Source organism: Phenylobacterium zucineum HLK1, from assembly GCF_000017265.1.
Taxonomy (GTDB): domain Bacteria; phylum Pseudomonadota; class Alphaproteobacteria; order Caulobacterales; family Caulobacteraceae; genus Phenylobacterium; species Phenylobacterium zucineum.
Genome location: NC_011144.1, coordinates 192,977 through 214,106, shown reverse-complemented (window position 1 = coordinate 214,106; position 21,130 = coordinate 192,977). Strand labels below are relative to the sequence as shown.

The window sequence follows — 21,130 nt, the reverse complement described above, 5'->3', positions numbered from 1 at the left end:
CGAATGACATTGGCGGATCGGGCGGTTGTCCGCGGGCGGCGAGCTGTTCGAGAGGGGAGCCCCTAGCCAGCTCTCCCGGAGATCCGATGCGTCACCGACTTTTCGCCTGCGCCGTCATGCTCGCGGCCGCCCTCCCTCTCGCCGCCCATGCCCAGGACGCCACGGTCCTGAAGACGACGTGCGCCCAGGAGCCTTCAGGCGCGGCCGGCGAACCGGATCTGTCCGGGCTGTGGGACTTCTACATGGACGTGGGCGGCGTCCCGAGCTTCGGCCTCCTGACCCTCGGCCGGCTGGACGGGCGCTACGCCGGAACGCTGACCCCCGTGCGCACGGCGCCCGTCATCGTGCGAAGCCTGACGGTCACCGGCCGGAACGTCCGGATGATCGTGGGATCCCGCGAGGGCGACGTGGCCTATGACGCCGTGCTGTCGGGCGCGGCGGACCGGATGTGCGGGCTCGTCGCCTACCACGGCGGCCTCCTGCACCCGATGGTGGCGCAGCGACGCCCGCAGCGCACGCCCGAGCGTCGATAAGCGCGCCCCCCTTCGTCATCCCACGGTCAGCCGAAGGCTGGTCCGGGGGACCCAAGCGGGGCCTGCCTCGTCTTCCGCGTCTTGAGCCCCGCGCAGCGGGGCCCGGCGGGGCCGCCCGCGCAGCATGGGTCCCCCGGATCGCCCTGCCGGGCGACCGGAGGATGACGAGCTGTTGGGGGGCCGCACCCCCCTTCGTCATCCCACGGTCAGCCGAAGGCTGATCCGGGGGACCCAAGCGGGGCCTGCCGCGTCTTCCCTAGTGCTGGCTCTCGGGCATGCGGACGACGAGGCCGTCCAGGTCGTCGGTGACCTTGATCTGGCACGACAGGCGGCTGTTCTCCTCGACGCCCTCGGCGAAGTCGAGCATCGACTCCTCCATGGCCGAGCGCGTGCCCGTCTTGGCCAGGAACGCCTCGTCCACATAGACGTGGCAGGTGGCGCAGGCGCAGGCGCCGCCGCAGTCGGCGTCGATGCCCGGGATGTTGTTCTTCACCGCGCCTTCCATGACCGAGAGCCCGGGCTTCACGTCGATGACGTGTTCGGTGCCGTCGTGCTCGATGTAGGTGATCTTGGCCATGGCGCTCCTCGTGAGCCGCTCGCTTAAGCGGCGACCTCTTTCATGGAAATCGTGGGGTCGGCAAGCCTTGCGGGGTCCACCGGCTTGCGGTTCGCGATGAGCTGCTTGCCCATCATGAATTCGGGCGGGGCGTTGATCGCCTCGACGGCCTGCACCTGGCTCCCCTTCAGGTGGAAGACGGCGAACTTCGCCGTGGCCGGGTCGCCCCGCACCACGATCTGGTCGGCGTCGAAGGGGTAGCCGGCGATCTGCAGCTTCAGGTCGTACTGGTCCGACCACTGCCAGGGGCACTCGCCCGGCGGGCGGGGGCGGCCGGTGATGGCGGCGGCGGCCTGCTTGGCCTGCTCCAGGGCGTTGGGCACGCTCTCCATCCGGAACATCCGGTCGTAGATCGGCATCGGCCGGTGGGCGACGTCGCCGATGGCGAAGACGGCCGGGTCCGAGGTCCGCGCGTCGAGGTCGACCACCACGCCGCGGGCGGTCTCGAGGCCCGCGTCGGCGGCGATCTCGTCGTTGGGGGCCGCGCCCACGCCGACCACCGCGGCGTCGCAGGCGATCGTGCGGCCGTCGGCCAGGGTGACGCCGGTGACGCGGCCGGCCTCGCCCTCGAAGCCGGTGACGCTGCAGCCCAGCTCGAACGTGACGCCGTGCTTCTCGTGGTATTCGCGGAAGAAGGTGGAGAGCTCGGGGCAGGCGACCCGGGCCAGCAGGCGCGGCTCGCGCTCCAGCACGGTGACCTCGGCGCCCAGGGCCCTGCCCGAGGCGGCGACCTCCAGCCCGATGTAGCCGCCGCCCACCACGGCCAGGCGCTTGCCCGGTCCGACGGCGGCCTTGAGCTGTTCGGCGTCGGCGGCGGTGCGCAGGAACATGACGCCGGCCAGGTCGGCGCCGGGGATCGGCAGGGCGATGGGCCGGGCGCCGGTGGCGATGATCAGGACGTCGTAGGCGAGGGTCGAGCCGTCGGAGAGGACGACGGTGCGGTCGCTGCGCTTGAGCTGCACCGCCTTCACGCCCGGGCGGAAGTCGATTCCGTGCTCGGCGTAGAACTCCAGGGGCTTGAGGGCCAGGGAGTCGGCGTCGGCCTCGCCCTTCAGCCAGGCCTTGGAGAGCGGCGGGCGCTGGTAGGGCGGGATCGGCTCCTCGCCCACCAGGGTGATGGGGCCCTCGTGGCCGTACTGGCGCAGCAGCGCGGCGGCCGTGCCGCCGGCATGGCCCGCGCCCAGGATCACCACATGCGCCGTAGCGTCGCTCATGGAACCTCGATGCCCAAAAGTGACGGCCCCGTCAACTTTTCCCCGCCGGAACCCGGCGGCCCCGGGCGTCAGACGACCCGGTCCACCAGCAGCTTCTTGATTTCCCCGATGGCCTTGGCTGGGTTGAGACCCTTAGGACAGACCTGGGCGCAGTTCATGATGGTGTGGCAGCGGTAGAGCTTGAAGGGATCCTCCAGCTCGTCCAGGCGCTCGCCGGTGGCCTCGTCGCGCGAGTCGATGATCCATCGGTAGGCGTGCAGCAGGGCGGCAGGCCCCAGGTACTTCTCCTGGTTCCACCAGTAGCTGGGGCAGCTCGTGGAGCAGCAGGCGCACAGGATGCACTCGTAGAGGCCGTCCAGCTTCTCGCGGTCCTCGGGGCTCTGCGCCCACTCGGTCTGCGGCTCGGGGGTCTTGGTGTGCAGCCAGGGCTCGATCGAGGCGTACTGGGCGTAGAACAGGGTCAGGTCCGGGACCAGGTCCTTGACCACCGGCATGTGCGGCAGCGGGCTGATCTGCACGGCCTGGCCGGGGACCTCCTCCCAGCCGTGGGTGCAGGCGAGCGTGTTGCGGCCGCCGATGTTCATGGCGCACGAGCCGCAGACGCCCTCCCGGCACGAGCGCCGGAAGGTCAGCGTCGGGTCCATGGTGTTCTTGATATGGATCAGGACGTCCAGGACCATCGGGCCGCAGGCGTCCACGTCCACCTCGTAGGTGTCCCAGCGCGGGTTGGCCGCGTCGTCCGGGTCGTAGCGGTAGACCTTGAAGGTCTTGGTGCGGGCCGCGCCGGCGGGCGCCGGGTGGTGGCGGCCCTGGGTGACGCGGGAGTTCTTGGGCAGGCGGATCTCGGCCATCGGGCGGGTCTTCCTGGGGCTGGCCTTAGTACACCCGCGCCTTCGGCGGGATGTAGGCGATGTCGTTGGACATGGTGAAGTTGTGCACCGGACGGTCGTCCAGCTTCACCTTCCCGGTCTTGTCGTCGAACCAGGCCAGGGTGTGCTTCATCCACTTCTTGTCGTCGCGGTCGGGGAAATCCTCGCGGGCGTGGGCGCCGCGGCTCTCGGTGCGGTTGGCCGCCCCGTTCACCGTCACCGCCGCCTGGCCGACCAGGTTGTCGAACTCCAGGGTCTCCATGAGGTCCGAGTTCCAGATCATGCTGCGGTCGGTGACGCGGATGTGCTTGCGCTTGTCGTGCACCGCCTGCAGGCGCTTGACGCCCGACGTCAGGCTCTCGCCGGTGCGGAAGACGGCGGCGTCCTCCTGCATGGCCCGCTGCATCTCGAGCCGCAGCTCGGCGGTCGGAACCTCGCCCGCCGCGTGGCGGAAGCGGTCGAACCGGGCCAGGTGGCCGTCGGTCATGTGGTCCTTCAGCTCGGGCTGGCTGGCGCCCGGGGTCAGGACGTCGGCCGCGCGAAGGGCCGCCGAGCGGCCGAACACCACGAGGTCGATCAGGCTGTTCGAGCCGAGCCGGTTGGCGCCGTGCACCGAGACGCAGGCCGCCTCGCCCACCGCCATCAGCCCCGGCACCACCTGGTCCGGATTCTTGCCGGCCTTGGTCACCACCTCCGAGTAGAAGTTCGTCGGGATGCCGCCCATGTTGTAGTGGACGGTCGGCAGGACCGGGATCGGCTCCTTGGTCACGTCGACGCCTGCGAAGATCTTGGCGCTTTCCGAGATCCCCGGAAGACGTTCGGCCAGGATCTTCGGATCCAGGTGATCCAGGTGCAGGAAGATGTGGTCCTTGTTCGGACCGACGCCGCGGCCCTCGCGGATCTCGATGGTCATGGCCCGGCTGACCATGTCCCGCGGCGCGAGGTCCTTCACGGTCGGCGCATAGCGCTCCATGAACCGCTCGCCCTCGGAGTTGGTCAGGTAGCCGCCCTCGCCTCTCGCGCCTTCGGTGATCAGGCAGCCGGCGCCGTAGATCCCCGTGGGGTGAAACTGGACGAACTCCATGTCCTGCAGCGGCAGGCCGGCGCGCAGCGCCATGCCGCCGCCGTCGCCGGTGCAGGTGTGGGCGCTGGTGCAGGAGAAGTAGGCCCGGCCGTAGCCGCCGGTGGCCAGGATGACCATCTGGGCCTGGAACCGGTGCAGGGTGCCGTCGTCCAGCTTCCAGGCGGTGACGCCCCGGCAGACGCCCTCGTCCATGATCAGGTCGAGGGCGAAGAACTCGATGAAGAACTCGGTGTCGTGGGCCAGCGACTGGCCGTACATGGTGTGCAGCATGGCGTGGCCGGTCCGGTCGGCCGCCGCGCAGGTGCGCTGGATCGGGGCCTCGCCGAAGTTGCGGGTCATGCCGCCGAAGGCGCGCTGGTAGATCTTGCCGTCGGCCGTGCGGCTGAACGGGACGCCCCAGTGCTCGAGCTCGTACACCGCCGCCGGCGCGTTGCGGCAGAGGTATTCGATGGCGTCCTGGTCGCCAAGCCAGTCCGACCCCTTGACGGTGTCGTACATGTGCCAGCGCCAGTCGTCCTCGCCCATGTTGCCCAGCGAAGCGGAGATCCCGCCCTGGGCGGCGACCGTGTGCGAGCGGGTCGGGAACACCTTGGTGATGCAGGCGGTCTTCAGGCCCGCCTGGGCGCAGCCGAGCGCGGCCCGCAGGCCCGAGCCGCCGGCGCCGACGACGACGACGTCGAACTTGTGGTCGATGAATTCGTAAGCGGCCATGGGGTGTCTCACGCGCCTCCCAGCGCGACCTTCAGCACGGAGAAGACGGCGAGCGCGCCGGCCAGTCCGCAGACGAAGAAGTTGAGGAGCAGGAGCGCGGCCTTGCTCAGGGTCTTGTGGATGTAGTCCTCGACGACCACCCGCAGGCCGGCGTGCATGTGCCAGAAGCTGAACGCCAGCGTCAGGACCATCAGCGTCATGTTCAGCGGCGTCGAGATCCAGGCGACCGCGCCGTAGTAGTCCAGCGCCGCCAGGCGGATGACGGCGTAGACGGCCCACAGGGTCAGCGGGATCAGGGCCGCGGCGCTGACGCGCTCGCCGATCCAGTGGCCGACGCCGTGCTTGGCCGAGCCCAGGCCCTTGGCCCGCGAAAGAGGGGTGCGGAAGCTGGACATCAGAGGGCTCCCGTCATGCCGGCGATCACCCACACCGCCAGGGTGGCGGCGACGGCGAAGGCGATGACGCCCACCGCCGAGGCGTTGGCGCTCTTCAGGTCGAAGCCGTGCCCCAGGTCCCAGGTCAGGTGCCGGACGCCGTTCCCCAGGTGGTAGAAGCCCGCCAGCGTCAGGCCGAACAGCGCGAGCTTGCCGAGGAACGAGCCCATCACGCCCTTGAAGGCGGCGTAGGTCTCGGGCCCGCCGGCCAGCGACAGCGCCCAGGCCGCCGCGATCAGCGCGCCGCCGTAGAGCGCCACCCCGGTGATCCGGTGCAGGATCGAGGTGGCCATGGTCAGGTGCCACCGCCAGATCGTCGTATGCGGCGACGTCGGCCGCTCGCGAACCACCCTCGTTACCTCAGCCATCGTGCCGTCCGTCCCACTCTCCGAAACCCAGCGTCCGAAGCCGGTCCGGTTGTAGGCCTGCCTCGTCGGGTGTCAACGAAAGGCGGGCGCAGCCTCGCATCCTTCGCGACCGCCGAAGTTTTCCCATGGCGGGCTTCTGCACAATCCGTCTTTCCTGTAGCTTTCCTTCGCGAGGTGCGAAGGATGCGGTTCGATTTCACCGACCTGAGGCTGTTCTGCGAGGTGGTTGACGCAGGGTCCATCACCGCCGGCGCCGAGCGGAGCGCGCTGGCGCTGGCCGCCGCCTCGACCCGGATCCGCAACATGGAGGCCGCGCTCGGCGCGCCCCTGCTCTCGCGCTCGCGCCAGGGCGTCAGCCCCACCCCCGCCGGGCGGATGCTGCTGAAGCACGCCCGCGCCATGCTGGCCCAGCAGGCGCGGATGCGCGAGGATCTGTCCGCCTACGCCGGCGGCCTCTCGGGCGAGGTGAAGGTGCTGGCCAACACCAACGCGCTCACCGAATTCCTGCCCGAGACCCTGTCGGGGTTCCTGGCCGACCATCCGCACGTCAGCGTCGACCTGGAGGAGCGCCTGTCGGACGAGATCGTCGGCCTGATCGCCGAGGGCGTCGGCGACATCGGCATCGTCGCCGGCACGGTCGAGGTCGGCCGGCTGCAGACCTATCCCTTCCGCTCGGACCGGTTCGTGGTGGTGACGGCGAAGGATCACCCGCTCGCGGCGCGCAAGAGCGTGGGCTTCGCCGAGGTGCTGGACTTCGACTTCGTGGGCCTTGAGCGGTCCAGCTCGCTGCAGCGGTTCCTCACCGCCAAGGCCGTCCGCGAGGGCCGCCCGCTCAAGCTGCGGGTGCAGCTGCGCAGCTTCGACGCCGTCTGCCGGCTGGTGGAGTGCGGCGTGGGCGTCGGCGTGGTGCCCGAGACCACCGCCGCGCGGGCCGCGCGGACCATGTCGCTGGGCGTCGTGGCCCTGGCCGACGACTGGGCCCTGCGCGAACTGCGCATCGTCGTCCGGGCCGAAGACGAGCTGCGCCCCTACGCGCGCGAGCTGGTGGCGGCCCTGAAGAGCGCCTGACGAACGCCCGAGGCGCGGAGGTTCAGGCCTGCGCCGGCGCGCCGCCCGACAGTCGCGCGATCAGGCCCGCCCCGGCGTCGCGCAGGGCGAAGACGGCGCGGTCGAACAGGCGGCCGAGCGCCTCGATCGCCCGCCCCACCGGCGAGCGCCGCTCGGGGGTCTCGACCACCGGCGTGGCGCCCGCGACCTCGGGCGCCGGCGCCTCCACGGCGGGCGCGATCCCGTGCTGCATCAGCCTGAGCGTCTCGACGATGTAGCGGGCGTGGGTGACGACGCCGATCTCCAGACGCTCGCTGTTGAACTCGACCTGCTGGGTCAGCAGGCCCGCCACCACCGGCCGCGGCGCGCCGGAGGCCTTGATCCGCGCCGTTCCCGTCCCGCCCGGGGCGAAGACCGGCCCGCCGGAGTTCCCGGGGAAGACCGAGAAGTCGAGGAGGAAGGTCGGCGAGGCCTTGGAGGTCAGGGGATAGGAGGCGATGCGCCCCGAGCGGAGGATGGGGAAGCCGGCGTTGTTCGCCGCCAGGCCGCGGGGGAAGCCCAGGACGATCAGCTCATCGCCGGGGCCGAAACCCTGCCGCTCCAGCGCCCCCTCCGCGGCCAGGTAGCCCGCCGGGATCGCCGCCTTGGCGAACTCGGGCGGCGCCTCGACGACCAGGGCCGCCACGTCCTGCGCGGGGTGGCGGGTCCACAGCGGCTCGCCGGCGTCGTCGCGGATGCGTAGCGGCGCGGGGCTGTAGGTCCAGCCGCCGTCGTGGGCGGCGGTGCGGTAGCCGATGGCGGCGATCGGCGCGGCCATGCCGTCGAGCACGTGATGGGCGGTGACGAGCACGGTCCGCGGCGCGCCCGAGGCGTCCACCGACGAGATCAGGAACCCGGTCCCGACGGTGCGCTGGCCCGAGGCGGTCGGCTGCTCCAGCTGCACCGTGGCCTGGATGAACTCGACGGCCGTATCGAACACTCGCCCGCTCCCCGACATCATGCCGCGAGTAGATCCCGCGGTCCTTGAATTAGAGATAGAGCGAATAACGCTGCTTTCTATAGCTGTACGCGAAGACGTGATCGCAGGCCGTCAAATCGTCGCAGCCCGCAATTACTCACGAAAACGTAAGGGCCCGCCGCCGCGACAGAAGGGCGCAGGGCGAACACCTGCGTCAGGCGCTGTCCTTCAGCCAGTCGGCCGATCGCATCTCCTGCAGGCGCGAGGCCGTGCGCTCGAATTCGAAGGCGCCGTCCCCCTCGGGATACAACTTCACGGGCTCGGCCTCGGCCAGCACGATCAGCTTGGTCTTCGCCTCGTAGAGGGCGTCGATCAGGATCACGAAGCGGCGGGCCTCCTCGCGCCGGGCGGGGGTGAGCCTCGGCACGCCCTCCAGGAAGACGGTGTGGAAGCGCTCGGCGAGCGCTAGGTAGTCGTTGGGGCCCAGGGCCACCGAGCAGAGACTGCCGAACGAGGCCCGCAGCAGCCCGCCCGAGGCGTTCGGGAAGGTGATCCGCCGGCCCAGCACCTCCAGCGTCTCACCCAGCTCGTCCTCGTCCTCGGGCCCCAGCATCTCGCGCCACAGCCGGTCGAAGGACCGCTCGTTGTCCGGGTCGATGGGCGAGAACCAGACGCCCGCGGCCCGCAGCCGGTCCAGCCGGTAGTCGTGCGGCCCCGCCACCGAGACCACCTCCACCTTGGACTTCAGGAGCTCGATGAACGGCAGGAAGAGCTGGCGGTTGATGCCGTCCTTGTAGAGCTGGTCGGGCAGCCGGTTCGAGGTGGCCACCAGGGTCACGCCGCGATCGAACAGCGCCTCGAACAGCCGGCCCAGGATCATGGCGTCGGCGATGTCGGTGACCTGGAACTCGTCGAAGCAGAGCAGGCTCGCCCGCTCGGCGACCACGTCGGCCACGGGCGGGATCGGATCGTCCCCCTTCGACTGGCCGAAGCGCGCCTTGCGGGCGGCGGGATCGCCCTTGCGCCAGGCGTCGATCAGCCGGTGGACCTCGCCCATGAAGACGTGGAAGTGCGTGCGCCGCCGCTTCTCGACCGGGGCGGTCTCGAAGAAGAGGTCCATCAGCATGGACTTTCCCCGGCCCACGGGCCCCACGAGGTAGACCCCCCGCCGGCTCTCGGGCGCGCGCTTGCGGAACAGGGCCTTGAGCCCCGAGGCGGGCTGGGCGTCCGCCAGCTCCCCCTCCAGGCGGACGAGGGCGGCCAGGGCGGCGGCCTGGGCCGGGTCCGGGCGGATCACGCCTTCGGCGAGGCGGGCGTCGTAGGCGGCTTGCAGCGCGGACGGCATCGGGTCCTCGCCTAGCGGCCGGCGACGGCCGGCGCAAGGAACGGCCGCTTCGCCACGGGGTTCAGGAAGGGAAGCAAGAAGGAGCCCCGACCATGGCCGACCAAGACGACCGCAACTTCAGCCCCAGCCAGGCCGAGGCGAATCGGGCCCGCATGCAGGGCGGCGGCCTGGGCGCGCGCGAGATGGACGAGCAGCGCGACCCGAACAGGTTCCAGACCGCCACCAATCCCGAGCAGCGCAGCTTTGAGGGCGACCTCGACGGCGCCACCAACGCCGACCGGCCAAGCCAGGCCGAGTTCGGCGACAGCGACATCGCGGCCGCGGGTGAAGAGGCTGGAGCCGAGGGCCAGCGGCGGGACGGCTGGGGCCTCGACCCCGACCTGGGCCGCGACGAGGCGGGCATGGGCGACGTGCGCGGCGACCTGGGGGCCGGCACGCCCGCCAATGTCGACGTCCACAAGCTGGGCCAGGAGGACAATCCCCAGCAGGACTGGGGCGACCCGGCCGACGAGGGGACGGTGTTCTCGTCCACCAACAACAACCGTCCCGGCCGCACCGAGCTGGAGCGCGGCCAGGGCGCCAAGACCCGCGCCCACAACAAGGACATCGTCAGCCGCCGGACGTAGGGACGGCGTCCTCCCCTTCGGGGGAGGCGGCCCGAAATGGGTTTGAGGGGGCTTCCGCCGCCGAACCGCGCGGACGAAGCCCCCTCGTTCGCTTCGCGACAGCTCCCCCGAGGGGGAGCCGACGCTGCTGGGCGCTACTTCATCGTCGGGATGACGAAGGCGCTGTCCTCGACGGCGCCTTCCGGCCAGCGGGCGGTGATCGTCTTCACCTTGGTGTAGAACTTCACCCCTTCCATGCCGTGCTGGTTGGTGTCGCCGAAGGCGCTGCGCTTCCAGCCGCCGAAGGTGTGGTAGGCCACCGGCACCGGGATCGGCACGTTGATCCCGACCATGCCGACGTTGACGCGGGAGGCGAACTCGCGCGCGGCCCGGCCGTTGCGGGTGAAGATCGCCACGCCGTTGCCGTACTGGTGCTCTGACGGCAGGCGCAGGGCCTCCTCGAAGCTCTCGGCCCGCACGATCTGCAGGACGGGCCCGAAGATCTCTTCCTGGTAGGTCTTCATCGAAGGCTTCACCTGGTCGAACAGGCTGGGGCCGATGAAGTAGCCCTTCTCATAGCCCTGCAGGCTGAAGCCGCGGCCGTCGACGACCAGCTCGGCGCCTTCGTCCGCGCCCATCTGGATGTAGTCGCTGACCCGCTTCTTGTGGGCCTCCGACACCACCGGGCCGTACTGCGCGGCGGGGTCGGTCGATAGGCCGACCTTCAGGGTGTCGATCTCGGCCAGCACGCGCTCGCGCAGCTCGTCGGCGGTCTTCCTGCCCACCGGCACGACCACCGGCAGGGCCATGCAGCGCTCGCCGGCCGAGCCGTAGGCGGCGCCGATCAGGTCCTTGGTCGCCTGCTCCAGGTCGGCGTCGGGCAGGATGATGCCGTGGTTCTTGGCCCCGCCCATGGCCTGGACCCGCTTACCCGCAGCCGTGCCGCGGCTGTAGACGTAGTGGGCGATGTCGGACGAGCCCACGAAGCTCACCGCCTTGATGTCGGCGTGGTCGAGGATGGCGTCCACCGCGACCTTGTCGCCGTGCACGACGTTCAGCACGCCCGCGGGCGCGCCGGCCTCCATCATCAGCTCGGCCAGGCGCACCGGCACCGTCGGATCCTTCTCCGACGGCTTCAGGATGAAGCTGTTGCCCGTCGCGATGGCGATGCCGAACATCCACATCGGGATCATGGCCGGGAAGTTGAACGGGGTGATCCCCGCGCAGACGCCCAGCGGCTGGCGCATCGAATAGACGTCGATCCCGGGGCCCGCGCCCTCGGTGTACTCGCCCTTCAGCACGTGCGGGATGCCGCAGGCGAACTCGATGACCTCCAGGCCGCGCTGGATGTCGCCCTTGGAGTCGGCGATCACCTTGCCGTGCTCGGACGACAGGATCTCGGCCAGCTCGTCCATGCGGGCTTCCACCAGCCGCTTGAACTCGAACATGACCCGGGCGCGCCGCTGCGGATTGACCAGGGCCCAGGTCTGCTGCGCCCGCAGCGCCGACTGGACCGCCTTGTCGAGCTCGGCCTCGGTCGCCAGGGCGACGCGGGCCTGCACCTCGCCGGTGTTGGGGTTGAACACGTCGCCGAAGCGGCCGGACTGGCCTGCAACGGGCGCGCCGTCGATGAAATGGGTGATGTCTCGCATGGCCGGCGTTCTACGCCCAACGCCCCGGAGCGCCTAGCTTCCGTTGCGGGAGGCGCCGCCCGGCGCTTGCCCGCGAGCGGGACGGCGGCGCATGTTCCGCCCATGACCGCGTTGAGCCACGCCCCGGCCCTGGCGCGCCCGAGGGGCGCCGACCACATCGTGGACGCCCTGATCGCCGAGCGCGCGCCGAAGCTGTCGGGCTCGGCCGCCTGGCCCGTGCTGCGCCCGCTGCTCTACGCCCTGCTGGACTACGGCAAGGCGCGGCGGATGGCCGACGCGATCGCCCCGCTCCCCGGCCGCGCGGCCCTGGAGCACGTCTCCGAGCTGCTGTCGGTGCAGGTGGCGGCCAGCGGACTCGACCGCGTGCCCGCGCAGGGCCGGGCGATCGTGGTCTGCAACCACCCCACCGGCATCGCCGACGGCGTGGCCGTCTACGACGCGCTGAAGGCCCTGCGCCCCGACATCTGCTTCTACGCCAACGCCGACGCCCACCGGGTCTGCCCCGGCTTCGAGGAGGTGCTGATCCCCGTGGAATGGGTCGAGGGCAAGCGCACCCGCGAGCGCACGCGCCTGACCCTGCAGCTGACCCGCGAGGCGATGGAGGCCGAGCGGTGCCTGGTGATCTTCCCAGCCGGCCGGCTGGCGCGCCGGCAGCCCGACGGGGGGCTCGCCGATCCGCCCTGGGCGCCGTCGGCGGTCTCGCTGGCCCGGAAGTACGAGGCGCCCGTCGTGCCGGTCCACGTGGCGGGCCCCTGGTCGACGCTGTTCCACTTCTTCCACGGGCTCTCGCAGGAGCTGCGCGACATCACCCTCTTCCACGAGCTGCTGAACAAGCGCGGGCGCCGCTTCGACCTGACGGTCGGCCATCCCGTCGCGCCCGAACGCCTGGCCGGGGATCCCGCCGAGGCGACGCTGGCGCTCAAGGCGCACGTCGAGGGGATCCTTCCCGCCGATCCGGACCGGGCCTTCGCATGATCCTCGCGGCCGAGGGCGAGTTCCGCCTCGACGACGAGGCGGCCACGGCGCGGCTGGGCGCGGCGATCGCGGCCGGGCTGAAGCCGGGCGAGGCGGTCTGCCTCTCCGGGCCGCTGGGGGCCGGCAAGTCCACCCTGGCCCGGGCCCTGGTGCGGGCGCTGACGACGCCGGCCGAGGACGTCCCCTCGCCCACCTTCACCCTGGTGCAGTTCTACGAGGGCCCGCGACTGAAGGTCGCCCACTTCGACCTCTATCGCCTCTCGAACCCGGACGAGGCCTATGAGATCGGTCTGGACGAGGCGCTGGACGAGGGCGCGGCGGTGGTCGAATGGCCCGAGCGGCTGGAGGGCCGCCTCCCGCCCGACCGACTCGATGTAGAGATCGCGCTCTCGGAAGACGACGCAGACGGCAGGCGCGTGCGGCTCACACCGCATGGCGCCTGGGAAGGACGAGGGCTTGAGTTCCGCGCCTGACATCTCGGACCGCGAGGCCCTGAAGGCCGGGTTCCTGCGCGCCGCCGGCTTCGGCCAGGCGCGCCGCCAGCCGCTGGGCGGCGACGCCTCGACGCGCAGCTACGAGCGCCTGTTCGCCCCCGACGGCCGGACGTTCATCTTCATGGACCAGCCGCCGGCGCTGGAGAGCGTGGTCTGCCCGCCCAGGGCCACGCCGGAGGAGCGCCGGGCGCTCGGCTACAACGCGGCCGCGCGCCTGGCGGCTGGCTCGGTGGCCGCCTTCGTCACCACCGCCGCCTTCCTGCGCGAGCGCGGTCTCTCGGCGCCGCAGATCCTGGCCCACGACGTCGAGGCCGGCCTCGCGGTGCTGGAGGACCTCGGCGATGGCCTGTTCGCCACCCTGATCGCCCAGGGGCAGGCCGAGGCGCCGCTCTACGAGGCGGCCGTCGATGTGCAGGTCGCCATGCAGGCCGAACCGCCGCCGGACGTGCTGCGCGCCGACGGCTGCGCGTGGCCGCTGCTCACCTACGACGCGCTGGCGCTCAAGGTCGCCACCGACACCTTCCTCGAGTTCTGGCCGAGGTTCGCCGGCCTGCCGGAGTTCGGCCCCGAGGCGGTGGCGGAATGGGAGGCCCTGTGGGCGCCGGTCTGGGTCTGGGGCGAGGCCGGCGCCTCGGTCTTCACCCACCGCGACTTCCACGCCCAGAACCTGCTCTGGCTTCCCGAGCGCGCGGGAGCCGCGCGCGTCGGCCTGCTCGATTTCCAGGACGCCCTGAAGGCCCATCCGGCCTGGGATCTCCTGCACCTGCTGCAGGACGCCCGCCGCGACGTCTCGCCCGAGCTCGAAGCCGTCATGCTGGAGCGCTACCTGCGGGCCCGGCCGGATCTCGACGCCAGCCGGTTCCTTTTCGAGTATCGGGCGCTGGCCGCCTCCAACGCCGCGCGCATCCTCGGCCGGGTGTTCGCCCGGCAGGCGCTGCTGGGGCGGCCGCAGTACAAGGCCTTCATGCCGCGCACCTGGCGCTACCTGGAGCGCAACCTGCAGGATCCCGAGCTCGCCGGCCTGAAGGCCTGGTTCGACCGCCACGTTCCGCCCGAGGCCCGCGCGTGAGCCAGGCGCCCACGACGGCGATGGTGCTGGCGGCGGGGCTCGGCACCCGCATGCGGCCGCTGACGGACACCACGCCCAAGTGCCTGGTCCCGGTGGCGGGCCGGCCGCTGATCGACCACGTGCTGGACGAGTTGGTCGCCGCCGGCGTCACCCGCGCCGTGGTCAACGTCCACCACTTCGCCGACCAGGTGGAGGCGCACCTGGCGCGCCGCACGGACCTCGAGATCCGCATCTCCGACGAGCGGGCCGAGCTGCTGGATTCCGGCGGCGGCATCCAGCACGCCCGGCCGCTGCTGGGCGATGAGCCGATCTTCGTCGCCAACATCGACTCGCTGTGGATCACCGAGGGCGAGCCGCCGCTGGAGACCCTGAAGCGGGTCTGGGACCCGGCGGCCATGGACATCCTCCTGCTGCTGGTCCGCCGCGGCCACGGCCTGGGCTTCGAGGGGCCCAACGGCTTCTTCATGGACGCGCAGGGCCGACTGACCCATTCGGTCGCGCCCAAGCCGCCGACGCCCTACGCCAACACCGGCTTCGGCATCCTCAAGCCCCAGGTCCTCGACGCCTCGCCCAGGACGGGCCCGTTCTCGATCCTGCCGGTCTGGCATGAGCTGCAGGCCGCAGGCCGGCTCCGCGGCGTGGCCATGGACGCTTTCTGGATGCACGTGGGCGACCCCGCCGCGCGCGAGGCGGCGGAGCAGAGGCTGTCGTGACCCGCTTCTTCGAGCGGCCGGGTCCTCGCTGGTTCAACATCCCGGCGCACCGGCCGTTCGCCGAAGACCTCGCCCGCGGGCTCTACGAGGCCCTGGCCGACGACGGGCCCGAGGCGCTGTCGGACGCCCTCGTCCTCCTGCCCACCCGGCGCGGGGCGCGGGCGGTGGCCGACGCCTTCGTGCGCGCCGCGGGCGGCCGGGCCGTCCTGCCGCCGCAGATGCGCCCGCTGGGCGACCTCGAGGCCGGCGAGCCGCCGTTCGAGCCGGGCGACCTGGCCCTCGACCTGCCCGCCGCCATCGACCCGCTGCGCCGGCGCTTCGAGCTGACGCGGCTGGTGGCCGGGCACTGGCGGCTGCTGCCGGGCCGCGAGCTGACCGCCTCGGCGGCGCTGGAGCTGGCCGACGCCCTGGGCGCCTTCCTAGACAGCCTGCAGATCGAGGAGGCCGAGGCCGGCGAGAAGCTGGCGGGCCTGGTCGAGGCCGACCTCGCCGAGCACTGGCGGGTCAGCCGCGAGTTCCTCGAGACGGCGCTGACCGAATGGCCCAGGCGCCTCGCCGAGCTGGGCCTGGTGGACGTCAGCGAGCGGCGCGTGCGCCTGCTACGGCGGCTGGCCGACGTCTGGGCCTCGCGCCCGCCGCAGGGGGTGCTGGTGGCGGCCGGCTCCACGGGCACCGCCCCGGCCACCGCCGACCTCCTGGCGGTGATCGCCGCCGCCCCGCGCGGCGCGGTCGTCGTCCCGGGCCTCGACGACAGCCTGGCCGAGAGCGCCTGGCGCGAGGTGGACGAGCAGCATCCGCAGGGCGCCCTGCGCCGCCTGCTGGCGCGCACCGGCATAGACCGTAAGCACGTCGAGGTCTGGCCTGCCGCCCTGGCGCACCAGACCCAGGGCCGCTGGCGCCGCCGGGTGATCAACGAGGCCCTGCGGCCGCCGCGCGCCACCGCCGACTGGCTGCACGCCATCGAGCAGCTCCGCGCCGAGGCCGACGCCGAGGGGCTCGATCCTATCGCCGAGGGGCTGAAGGGCCTCTCCCTCGTCAGCGCGCGGGCCGAGGAGGAGGCCGCCACGGTCGCCGCCCTGCTGCTGCGCGAGGCGCTGGAGACGCCCGAGAAGACCGCCGCCCTCGTCACGCCCGACCAGGTGCTGGCGCGCCGGGTGACGGCCAAGCTGGCGCGCTGGGGCGTCGTGCCGGACTCCTCCGCCGGCGAGCCGCTGGCCGGCTGCCGCTGCGGCGTGCTGGCCGGCCTCGTCGCGCGCGCCGCGGTCGATCCCCTGGCGCCGGTCACCCTGCTCGCGCTGCTGAAGCATCCCTACGTCCGGCTCGGCCTGGACGGCGACGACCTGGCCCGCCGCCGCGACGTGCTGGAGCGCCACGGCCTGCGCGGCGCCCGGCCCTGGACCTGGGCGGGCCTGCGGGCGCGCCTGGCGGAGAAGGGCCGGGGCCTCGACGCCCTGCCGCTGGTCGACCGTCTCGAGGACCTGCTCTCGGCCCTGCAGGCCGCCTGCGCCGAGGGTCCAGTGGCCGAGGCCGCCCGCGCCGTCACCGCCGCCATGGAGGCGCTCGCCGCCGGCGCCGACGGCTCGACGGGCGAGCTCTGGGCCGGCCACGGCGGCGAGGCCATGAGCCGCCTGCTCGCCGGCCTGATCCACGAGACCGGCGGCGTCCCGCCCGTCAGCGCCCGCGGCTTCGCCGACCTCTTGTCGCGGCTGATGGAGGGCGAGAGCGTCCGCGCAGGCGGAGCGACCCATCCGCGGCTGCGCATCCTGGGGGCCATCGAGGCCCGGCTGGTGCGCGCCGACCGGCTGGTGGTGGCGGGGCTGGAGGAAGGCGTCTGGCCGCGCGGTGCGCCCCTCGACCCGTTCCTGTCGCGGCCCATGCGCCGCACGCTGGGCCTGCCGCCGCCCGAGCGCCGGGTCGGCCTGTCGGCGCACGACTTCGCCCAGGCCGCCTGCGCCGCCGAGGTGATCCTGCTGCATTCCGAGCGCCGCGAGGGCCAGCCGGCGGTCAAGTCCCGCTGGCTCTGGCGGCTGGAGACCCTGGCCCGCGGCGCGGCGGTGGAGATCCCCGGCCGCCCCGAGGCGCTCGCCTGGGCCCGGGCGCTCGACGCGCCGGACGACTACCGGCCGGCCCGCCGGCCCGCGCCCTGTCCGCCGGTGGAGGCGCGGCCGCGGGAGCTGTTCGTCACCCGCGTCGAGACCCTGACCCGCGACCCCTACGCCGTGTGGGCGCGCGACATCCTGAACCTGCGCCCGCTGGAGCGCCCGGACGAGCCGGTGGAGGCCCGCGCCCGCGGCACCGCCATCCACGCCGCCTTCGAGCGGTTCGCCCTGGACCACCCCCGCGACCTGCCGCCCGACGCCGCGGCGATCTTCGAGGCGATGTACGTCGAGGAGCTGGAGAAGGCGGGGATGCCGCGCGAGGCCCTGGCCCGCGAATCCGCCCTCGCCCGCGAGGCCGCCGCCTGGGTGGCCGAGCTGGAGGCCCGCCGCCGCGCCGACGGCCGCGCGATCCACGTCGAGAAGACCGGCCGGCTGGCGATCCGCGTGGACGGCCACGAGGTGGTGCTGGGCGCCAAGGCCGACCGCATCGAGGCCGATCCGCAGGGGTACGGCCACATCCTCGACTACAAGACCGGCCGCGCGCCCTCGCAGAAGGTGGTGGACGCCGGCTTCTCGCCGCAGCTCACCCTCACCGCCGCGATCCTGGCCCACGGCGGCTTCGACGCGATCGGCCCGCTGGTCCCCGGCGAGCTGGTCTATCTCGAGGTCACCGGCCGCCGGCCCGCCGGCCGCGAGGAGGTCCGCGCCGGCGTCGGCGAAAGCGCCGAGGCGGCCGAGCGGGCGCTGGACGGCGCACGCCGCCTGCTGGCCCGCTATTTCCGGCCCGACCAGCCCTACGTCTCGCGCACCGCCCCGCAGTTCGTGAAGACCTACGCCTCCGACTACGACCACCTGGCGCGGGTGTTCGAGTGGTCGACCAGCGGCGAGGAGGGCGAGGCGTGAGCGTCCGCCTGCCGCCCGAGCACCACCAGCGGATCGCCGCCGACCCCGGCCGCTCGGCCTTCGTCACCGCCAACGCCGGCTCGGGCAAGACCAAGACCCTGATCGACCGTGTCGCGCGCCTGCTGCTGGCCCGGGCCGAGCCCGAGACCATTCTGTGCGTCACCTACACCAAGGCCGCCGCCGCCGAGATGCAGCGGCGGCTGTTCAAGCGGCTGGGCGACTGGTCGGTGATGCCCGACGGCCCCCTGACCGAGGAGCTGGCCCACCTCGAGGGCCGGCCGGCCGCGGCCTACGACGACCTGCGCCTGTCCGAGGCCCGCGCCCTGTTCGCCCGCGCGCTGGAGACGCCCGGCGGCCTGAAGATCCAGACCATCCACGCCTTCTGCGAGAAGCTGCTCCGGCGCTTTCCGCTGGAGGCCGGCATCTCGCCGGGCTTCCGGGTGATGGACGACGCCGCGGCCGCCGCGATCGCCGCCGCCGCCCGCGCCGGCGTGGCCCGCCACGCGCTGAAGGGCGAGGGCCGGGTCGCCGAGGCCTACGCGCGCCTGTCGGTGGCGCTGGACTTCGGATCGTTCCAGCAGATGTTCCTCGACTTCGAGGCCCGCCGCGGCCGGCTCCGGGACTTCTTCGACAGCCGCGGCGGCTATGAGGGCGCGCTCGCCTGGGTCTGGGACGCCTGCGGGCTCGAACCCGGCCAGGACGCCGAGGCGCTGGAGCGGGCCGCCGTCGCCGCCCTCGACCGCAACCTCTGGCGCGCCGCCGCCGAGGCCCTCGCCGCCGGCACGGCCACCGACGTCAAGTGCGCAGGTCAGCTCCGCGCGGTGGCCGAGACGCCGACCCTGTCCGGAGCGCTCGCCGCCCTGTTCACCGAGAAGGGCGAGGGGACCCCCGCGACCTGGGTCGGCAAGACCTCGGGCCTGAAGGCGCACGAGGGCCTGCGGATGGCCCTGCTGACCGAGCAGGACCGCCTGGCCGCCGCCCGCGAGCGGCTGCGCGGCGCCCGGGTCGCCGCCGACACCCTGGACGCGCTCACCCTCGCCGAGGCCTACCTCGCGGCCTACCGCGTCGAGAAGCAGCTCGCCGGCGCCCTCGACTTCGCCGACCTGATCGAGAAGACCCGCGCCCTCCTGGCCAGCCGCCCGGCCGCCGCCTGGGTGCTCTACAAGCTGGACGGCGGCATCGACCACATCCTGGTCGACGAGGCCCAGGACACCGCTCCCGACCAGTGGGAGATCGTGCGCGCCCTGACCGGCGAGTTCTTCGCCGGCGAGGCCCTGCCCCGGCGCGGCGAGCTGGACCGCACCCTGTTCGTCGTCGGCGACGAGAAGCAGTCGATCTATTCCTTCCAGGGCGCCGACCCCGAGCGGCTGATCCTGGAGACCCGACGCTACGTGGCCGAGATCGCCGCGGCGGGCCGGAACGGCGCCTCGGTGCCGCTGCACGCCTCGTTCCGCTCGACGGAGGAGGTGCTGGCCTTCGTGGACGCGGTGTTCGGCGCCGGGGTGCCGCCGGGCGTGGAGCCGCTGGAGCACATCCCCATGCGCGCCGGCGAGCGCGGCTGCGTCGACCTGTGGCCGCTGGAGCGCGAGCCGAAGGGCGAGGCCCGCGAGGCCTGGGACGCGCCTCTCGACGTCGAGGGCGAGGAGAGCGCCACCAAGCGGCTGGCCCGCAACATCGCCTGCGAGATCCGCGACCTCGTCCGGCGCGGCGATGCGGTGGCCGACAGGGACGGCAGGCGCCCCGCCCGCTACGGCGACGTGCTGATCCTGGTCCGCAAGCGCGGCGCGCTGTTCGAGGAGATCCTGCGCGCGCTGAAGCACGCGGGGATCCCGGTGGCCGGCGCCGACCGGCTGGCTCTGTCCGAGCACATCGTCTTCGACGACCTGATGGCGCTGGCGAGGTTCGCGCTCTTTCCCGCCGACGACCTGACCCTGGCGGCCCTGCTGAAGAGCCCGTTCTGCGACCTGGACGACGCGGCGCTGTTCGACCTCGCCCACGGCCGGGAGGGCTCGCTCTGGCGCACGCTGCTGGCCAGGGCCGGCGAGCGCCCCGACTGGGCGGCGGCGGCCGGGTTCCTGCAGGCCATGCGCGAGGCCGCCCGCGAGCACGGGCCGTTCGGCTTCTACGCCCGGGCGCTGGGGGTCCGCGGGTCCGACGGCCGTTCGATGCGCAGCCGCCTCCTGCGCCGGCTGGGCGCGGAGGCGCAGGACGCGCTGGACGAGTTCCTGGCCCAGGTGCTGGCCGCCGAGGGCCGCGGCGTGCACGACCTGGAGACGCTGGCGGCGGACTTCGCCGGCCTCGACATCATCGTGAAGCGCGAGCTGGAGGGCGGCCGCGACGAGGTCCGGGTGATGACCGCCCACGGCGCCAAGGGCCTGGAGGCGCCGATCGTCGTCCTGCCCGAGACCACCTCGGACCAGGGCGCGCGGGGCTCGCCGATGCTGGAGACCGCCGACGGCGGCTTCCTGTGGTGCGCCAGCGGCAAGGCCGACTGCGAAGCCTCGGCGGCGGCCCGGGCGCTGCGGCAGGACAAGGAGACCGAGGAGTCCCTGCGGCTGCTCTACGTCGCCCTCACCCGGGCGCGCGAGCGGCTGATCCTGTGCGGCCGCATCCCCTCGAACCGCAAGGAGGACGGGCTGAAGGGCTGGTGGGCCGCCATCCGCGCCGGCTTCGAGCACGAGGCAATCGCCCCGCACCTGCGCCAGGCCGCCTGCGGCGAGGTGCTGGCCACCCGCTACGGGCCCGATCCCGAGCCGCTGGGCCGCCGGGTCGCCGCCGACGCCGTCGCGGCCGCCGCGCCCGCCTGGTCGGCGGTCTCTCCGCCCCCGGAGGCCTTCGCCCGCTACGCCTCCCCGTCCGACCTGGGCGAGGGGACGGTGGTGGCCGCGCCCTCGCCGCTGGCCGCCGCCCAGGGGCTCGGCCGCTTCCGGCGCGGCGACCTGATCCACCGCCTGCTGCAGCTCCTGCCCGACCTGGCGCCCCCCGAGCGCGCCGCCGGCGCGGCCGCCCTGCTGCGCCGCGAGACTGACCTTGCCGACGACCAGCGGGCCGAGATGGCCGCCGCCGCGCTCTCGGTTCTGGAGGATCCGCGGTTCGCCGAGGTGTTCGGGCCGGGCTCGCGGGCCGAGGTGGCGATCGCCGGCGGGGCGGCGGCGCTGCCGCCGGCCCTGCGGATCTCGGGCCGGATCGACCGGCTGGTGATCCTGCCGGACCGGGTGCTGGTGGCCGACTTCAAGACCAACCGCCCCTCGCCCGGCCGCATCGAGGACGCCGATCCCGCCTACCTGCGCCAGATGGCGCTCTACAGCGCCGTCCTGGCCGAGGTCTTCCCCGGCCGGCGGATCGAGGCCGCCCTCGTCTGGACCGACGGGCCCAAGCTGATGCCCGTTCCAGAAAACCTGATGGCCCAGGCGCTGGCCGAGCTGCGCCGTTCTGGTTGAT

General features: G+C 73.0%; 18 protein-coding genes. 9 read left to right on the top strand and 9 right to left on the bottom strand.

What is annotated here, in order from left to right; genetic code table 11:
* The first annotated feature begins 86 nt into the window (after nucleotides 1–86).
* Nucleotides 87–533: a hypothetical protein gene (locus PHZ_RS01175; RefSeq protein ID WP_041372940.1), complete on the top strand. Its 447-nt coding sequence runs from the start codon at nucleotides 87–89 to the stop codon at nucleotides 531–533.
* 256 nt (nucleotides 534–789) lie between these two features.
* Here PHZ_RS01175 and PHZ_RS01170 read toward each other — a convergent pair whose 3' ends face one another.
* From PHZ_RS01170 to sdhC, 6 genes are all read right to left on the bottom strand, one after another.
* Nucleotides 790–1,110, bottom strand: a complete 321-nt coding sequence (locus PHZ_RS01170; protein WP_041372939.1) for a 2Fe-2S iron-sulfur cluster-binding protein — start codon at nucleotides 1,108–1,110, stop codon at nucleotides 790–792.
* Between the two features lie 23 nt (nucleotides 1,111–1,133).
* Nucleotides 1,134–2,363 (bottom strand): NAD(P)/FAD-dependent oxidoreductase, encoded by a 1,230-nt coding sequence (locus PHZ_RS01165; protein WP_012520776.1) that lies wholly within the window; start codon nucleotides 2,361–2,363, stop codon nucleotides 1,134–1,136.
* Between the two features lie 68 nt (nucleotides 2,364–2,431).
* Nucleotides 2,432–3,214, bottom strand: coding sequence for a succinate dehydrogenase iron-sulfur subunit (locus PHZ_RS01160; protein ID WP_012520775.1), 783 nt, complete (start codon nucleotides 3,212–3,214; stop codon nucleotides 2,432–2,434).
* A gap of 25 nt (nucleotides 3,215–3,239) precedes the next feature.
* The gene (sdhA, locus tag PHZ_RS01155) at nucleotides 3,240–5,027 is read right to left on the bottom strand and encodes a succinate dehydrogenase flavoprotein subunit (protein WP_012520774.1); all 1,788 of its coding nucleotides are present in this window, start codon (nucleotides 5,025–5,027) and stop codon (nucleotides 3,240–3,242) included.
* Nucleotides 5,028–5,035: 8 nt separating this feature from the next.
* Entirely contained in the window at nucleotides 5,036–5,422 is a 387-nt protein-coding gene (sdhD, locus tag PHZ_RS01150) for a succinate dehydrogenase, hydrophobic membrane anchor protein (RefSeq protein ID WP_041372938.1), read from the bottom strand.
* Complete coding sequence (gene sdhC, locus PHZ_RS01145) at nucleotides 5,422–5,829, bottom strand: succinate dehydrogenase, cytochrome b556 subunit (RefSeq protein ID WP_041372937.1); 408 nt, start codon at nucleotides 5,827–5,829, stop codon at nucleotides 5,422–5,424. Before sdhC ends, sdhD begins: the two co-directional genes overlap by 1 nt.
* 183 nt (nucleotides 5,830–6,012) lie before the next feature.
* Between sdhC and PHZ_RS01140 the strand changes: the two genes are divergently transcribed.
* On the top strand, nucleotides 6,013–6,897 hold the full coding sequence (locus PHZ_RS01140) for a LysR substrate-binding domain-containing protein (protein ID WP_012520771.1): 885 nt from the start codon (nucleotides 6,013–6,015) through the stop codon (nucleotides 6,895–6,897).
* 22 nt (nucleotides 6,898–6,919) lie between these two features.
* Here the strand turns inward: PHZ_RS01140 and PHZ_RS01135 are convergent, their stop codons facing one another.
* Nucleotides 6,920–7,855 (bottom strand): trypsin-like serine peptidase, encoded by a 936-nt coding sequence (locus tag PHZ_RS01135; RefSeq protein WP_236611858.1) that lies wholly within the window; start codon nucleotides 7,853–7,855, stop codon nucleotides 6,920–6,922.
* 193 nt (nucleotides 7,856–8,048) lie between these two features.
* Nucleotides 8,049–9,179 (bottom strand): cell division protein ZapE, encoded by a 1,131-nt coding sequence (zapE, locus tag PHZ_RS01130; RefSeq protein WP_012520769.1) that lies wholly within the window; start codon nucleotides 9,177–9,179, stop codon nucleotides 8,049–8,051.
* Between the two features lie 92 nt (nucleotides 9,180–9,271).
* Between zapE and PHZ_RS01125 the strand changes: the two genes are divergently transcribed.
* Nucleotides 9,272–9,805: a hypothetical protein gene (locus PHZ_RS01125; protein ID WP_041372936.1), complete on the top strand. Its 534-nt coding sequence runs from the start codon at nucleotides 9,272–9,274 to the stop codon at nucleotides 9,803–9,805.
* 134 nt (nucleotides 9,806–9,939) lie between these two features.
* On the opposite strand, the gene PHZ_RS01120 is transcribed toward PHZ_RS01125, so the two are convergent.
* On the bottom strand, nucleotides 9,940–11,436 hold the full coding sequence (locus PHZ_RS01120) for a CoA-acylating methylmalonate-semialdehyde dehydrogenase (protein ID WP_012520768.1): 1,497 nt from the start codon (nucleotides 11,434–11,436) through the stop codon (nucleotides 9,940–9,942).
* A gap of 102 nt (nucleotides 11,437–11,538) precedes the next feature.
* On the opposite strand from PHZ_RS01120, the gene PHZ_RS01115 reads away from it, so the two are divergent.
* The 6 genes from PHZ_RS01115 to addA are packed head-to-tail and all read left to right on the top strand — an operon-like array spanning nucleotide 11,539 to nucleotide 21,129.
* A complete protein-coding gene (locus PHZ_RS01115; protein WP_049758092.1) occupies nucleotides 11,539–12,411 on the top strand; it encodes a GNAT family N-acetyltransferase in 873 nt (290 codons plus the stop codon).
* Nucleotides 12,408–12,884, top strand: a complete 477-nt coding sequence (gene tsaE, locus PHZ_RS01110) for a tRNA (adenosine(37)-N6)-threonylcarbamoyltransferase complex ATPase subunit type 1 TsaE (protein ID WP_012520766.1) — start codon at nucleotides 12,408–12,410, stop codon at nucleotides 12,882–12,884. The genes PHZ_RS01115 and tsaE overlap by 4 nt, the downstream gene beginning before the upstream one ends.
* Entirely contained in the window at nucleotides 12,868–13,974 is a 1,107-nt protein-coding gene (amgK, locus tag PHZ_RS01105; protein WP_012520765.1) for an N-acetylmuramate/N-acetylglucosamine kinase AmgK, read from the top strand. Before tsaE ends, amgK begins: the two co-directional genes overlap by 17 nt.
* Nucleotides 13,971–14,687, top strand: coding sequence for a nucleotidyltransferase family protein (locus tag PHZ_RS01100; protein ID WP_012520764.1), 717 nt, complete (start codon nucleotides 13,971–13,973; stop codon nucleotides 14,685–14,687). The genes amgK and PHZ_RS01100 overlap by 4 nt, the downstream gene beginning before the upstream one ends.
* The gene (addB, locus tag PHZ_RS01095; protein WP_012520763.1) at nucleotides 14,684–17,689 is read left to right on the top strand and encodes a double-strand break repair protein AddB; all 3,006 of its coding nucleotides are present in this window, start codon (nucleotides 14,684–14,686) and stop codon (nucleotides 17,687–17,689) included. The genes PHZ_RS01100 and addB overlap by 4 nt, the downstream gene beginning before the upstream one ends.
* Nucleotides 17,686–21,129 (top strand): double-strand break repair helicase AddA, encoded by a 3,444-nt coding sequence (gene addA / locus PHZ_RS01090; RefSeq protein WP_012520762.1) that lies wholly within the window; start codon nucleotides 17,686–17,688, stop codon nucleotides 21,127–21,129. Before addB ends, addA begins: the two co-directional genes overlap by 4 nt.
* Nucleotide 21,130: the final 1 nt, after the last annotated feature.

Excerpts from the sequence above, each read along its gene's own strand:
- PHZ_RS01175 (WP_041372940.1), top strand. The coding sequence starts at position 87 with ATGCGTCACCGACTTTTCGCCTGCGCCGTCATGCTCGCGGCCGCCCTC.
- PHZ_RS01170 (WP_041372939.1), bottom strand. The coding sequence starts at position 1,110 with ATGGCCAAGATCACCTACATCGAGCACGACGGCACCGAACACGTCATC.
- PHZ_RS01165 (WP_012520776.1), bottom strand. The coding sequence starts at position 2,363 with ATGAGCGACGCTACGGCGCATGTGGTGATCCTGGGCGCGGGCCATGCC.
- PHZ_RS01160 (WP_012520775.1), bottom strand. The coding sequence starts at position 3,214 with ATGGCCGAGATCCGCCTGCCCAAGAACTCCCGCGTCACCCAGGGCCGC.
- sdhA (WP_012520774.1), bottom strand. The coding sequence starts at position 5,027 with ATGGCCGCTTACGAATTCATCGACCACAAGTTCGACGTCGTCGTCGTC.
- sdhD (WP_041372938.1), bottom strand. The coding sequence starts at position 5,422 with ATGTCCAGCTTCCGCACCCCTCTTTCGCGGGCCAAGGGCCTGGGCTCG.
- sdhC (WP_041372937.1), bottom strand. The coding sequence starts at position 5,829 with ATGGCTGAGGTAACGAGGGTGGTTCGCGAGCGGCCGACGTCGCCGCAT.
- PHZ_RS01140 (WP_012520771.1), top strand. The coding sequence starts at position 6,013 with ATGCGGTTCGATTTCACCGACCTGAGGCTGTTCTGCGAGGTGGTTGAC.
- zapE (WP_012520769.1), bottom strand. The coding sequence starts at position 9,179 with ATGCCGTCCGCGCTGCAAGCCGCCTACGACGCCCGCCTCGCCGAAGGC.
- PHZ_RS01125 (WP_041372936.1), top strand. The coding sequence starts at position 9,272 with ATGGCCGACCAAGACGACCGCAACTTCAGCCCCAGCCAGGCCGAGGCG.
- PHZ_RS01120 (WP_012520768.1), bottom strand. The coding sequence starts at position 11,436 with ATGCGAGACATCACCCATTTCATCGACGGCGCGCCCGTTGCAGGCCAG.
- PHZ_RS01115 (WP_049758092.1), top strand. The coding sequence starts at position 11,539 with ATGACCGCGTTGAGCCACGCCCCGGCCCTGGCGCGCCCGAGGGGCGCC.
- tsaE (WP_012520766.1), top strand. The coding sequence starts at position 12,408 with ATGATCCTCGCGGCCGAGGGCGAGTTCCGCCTCGACGACGAGGCGGCC.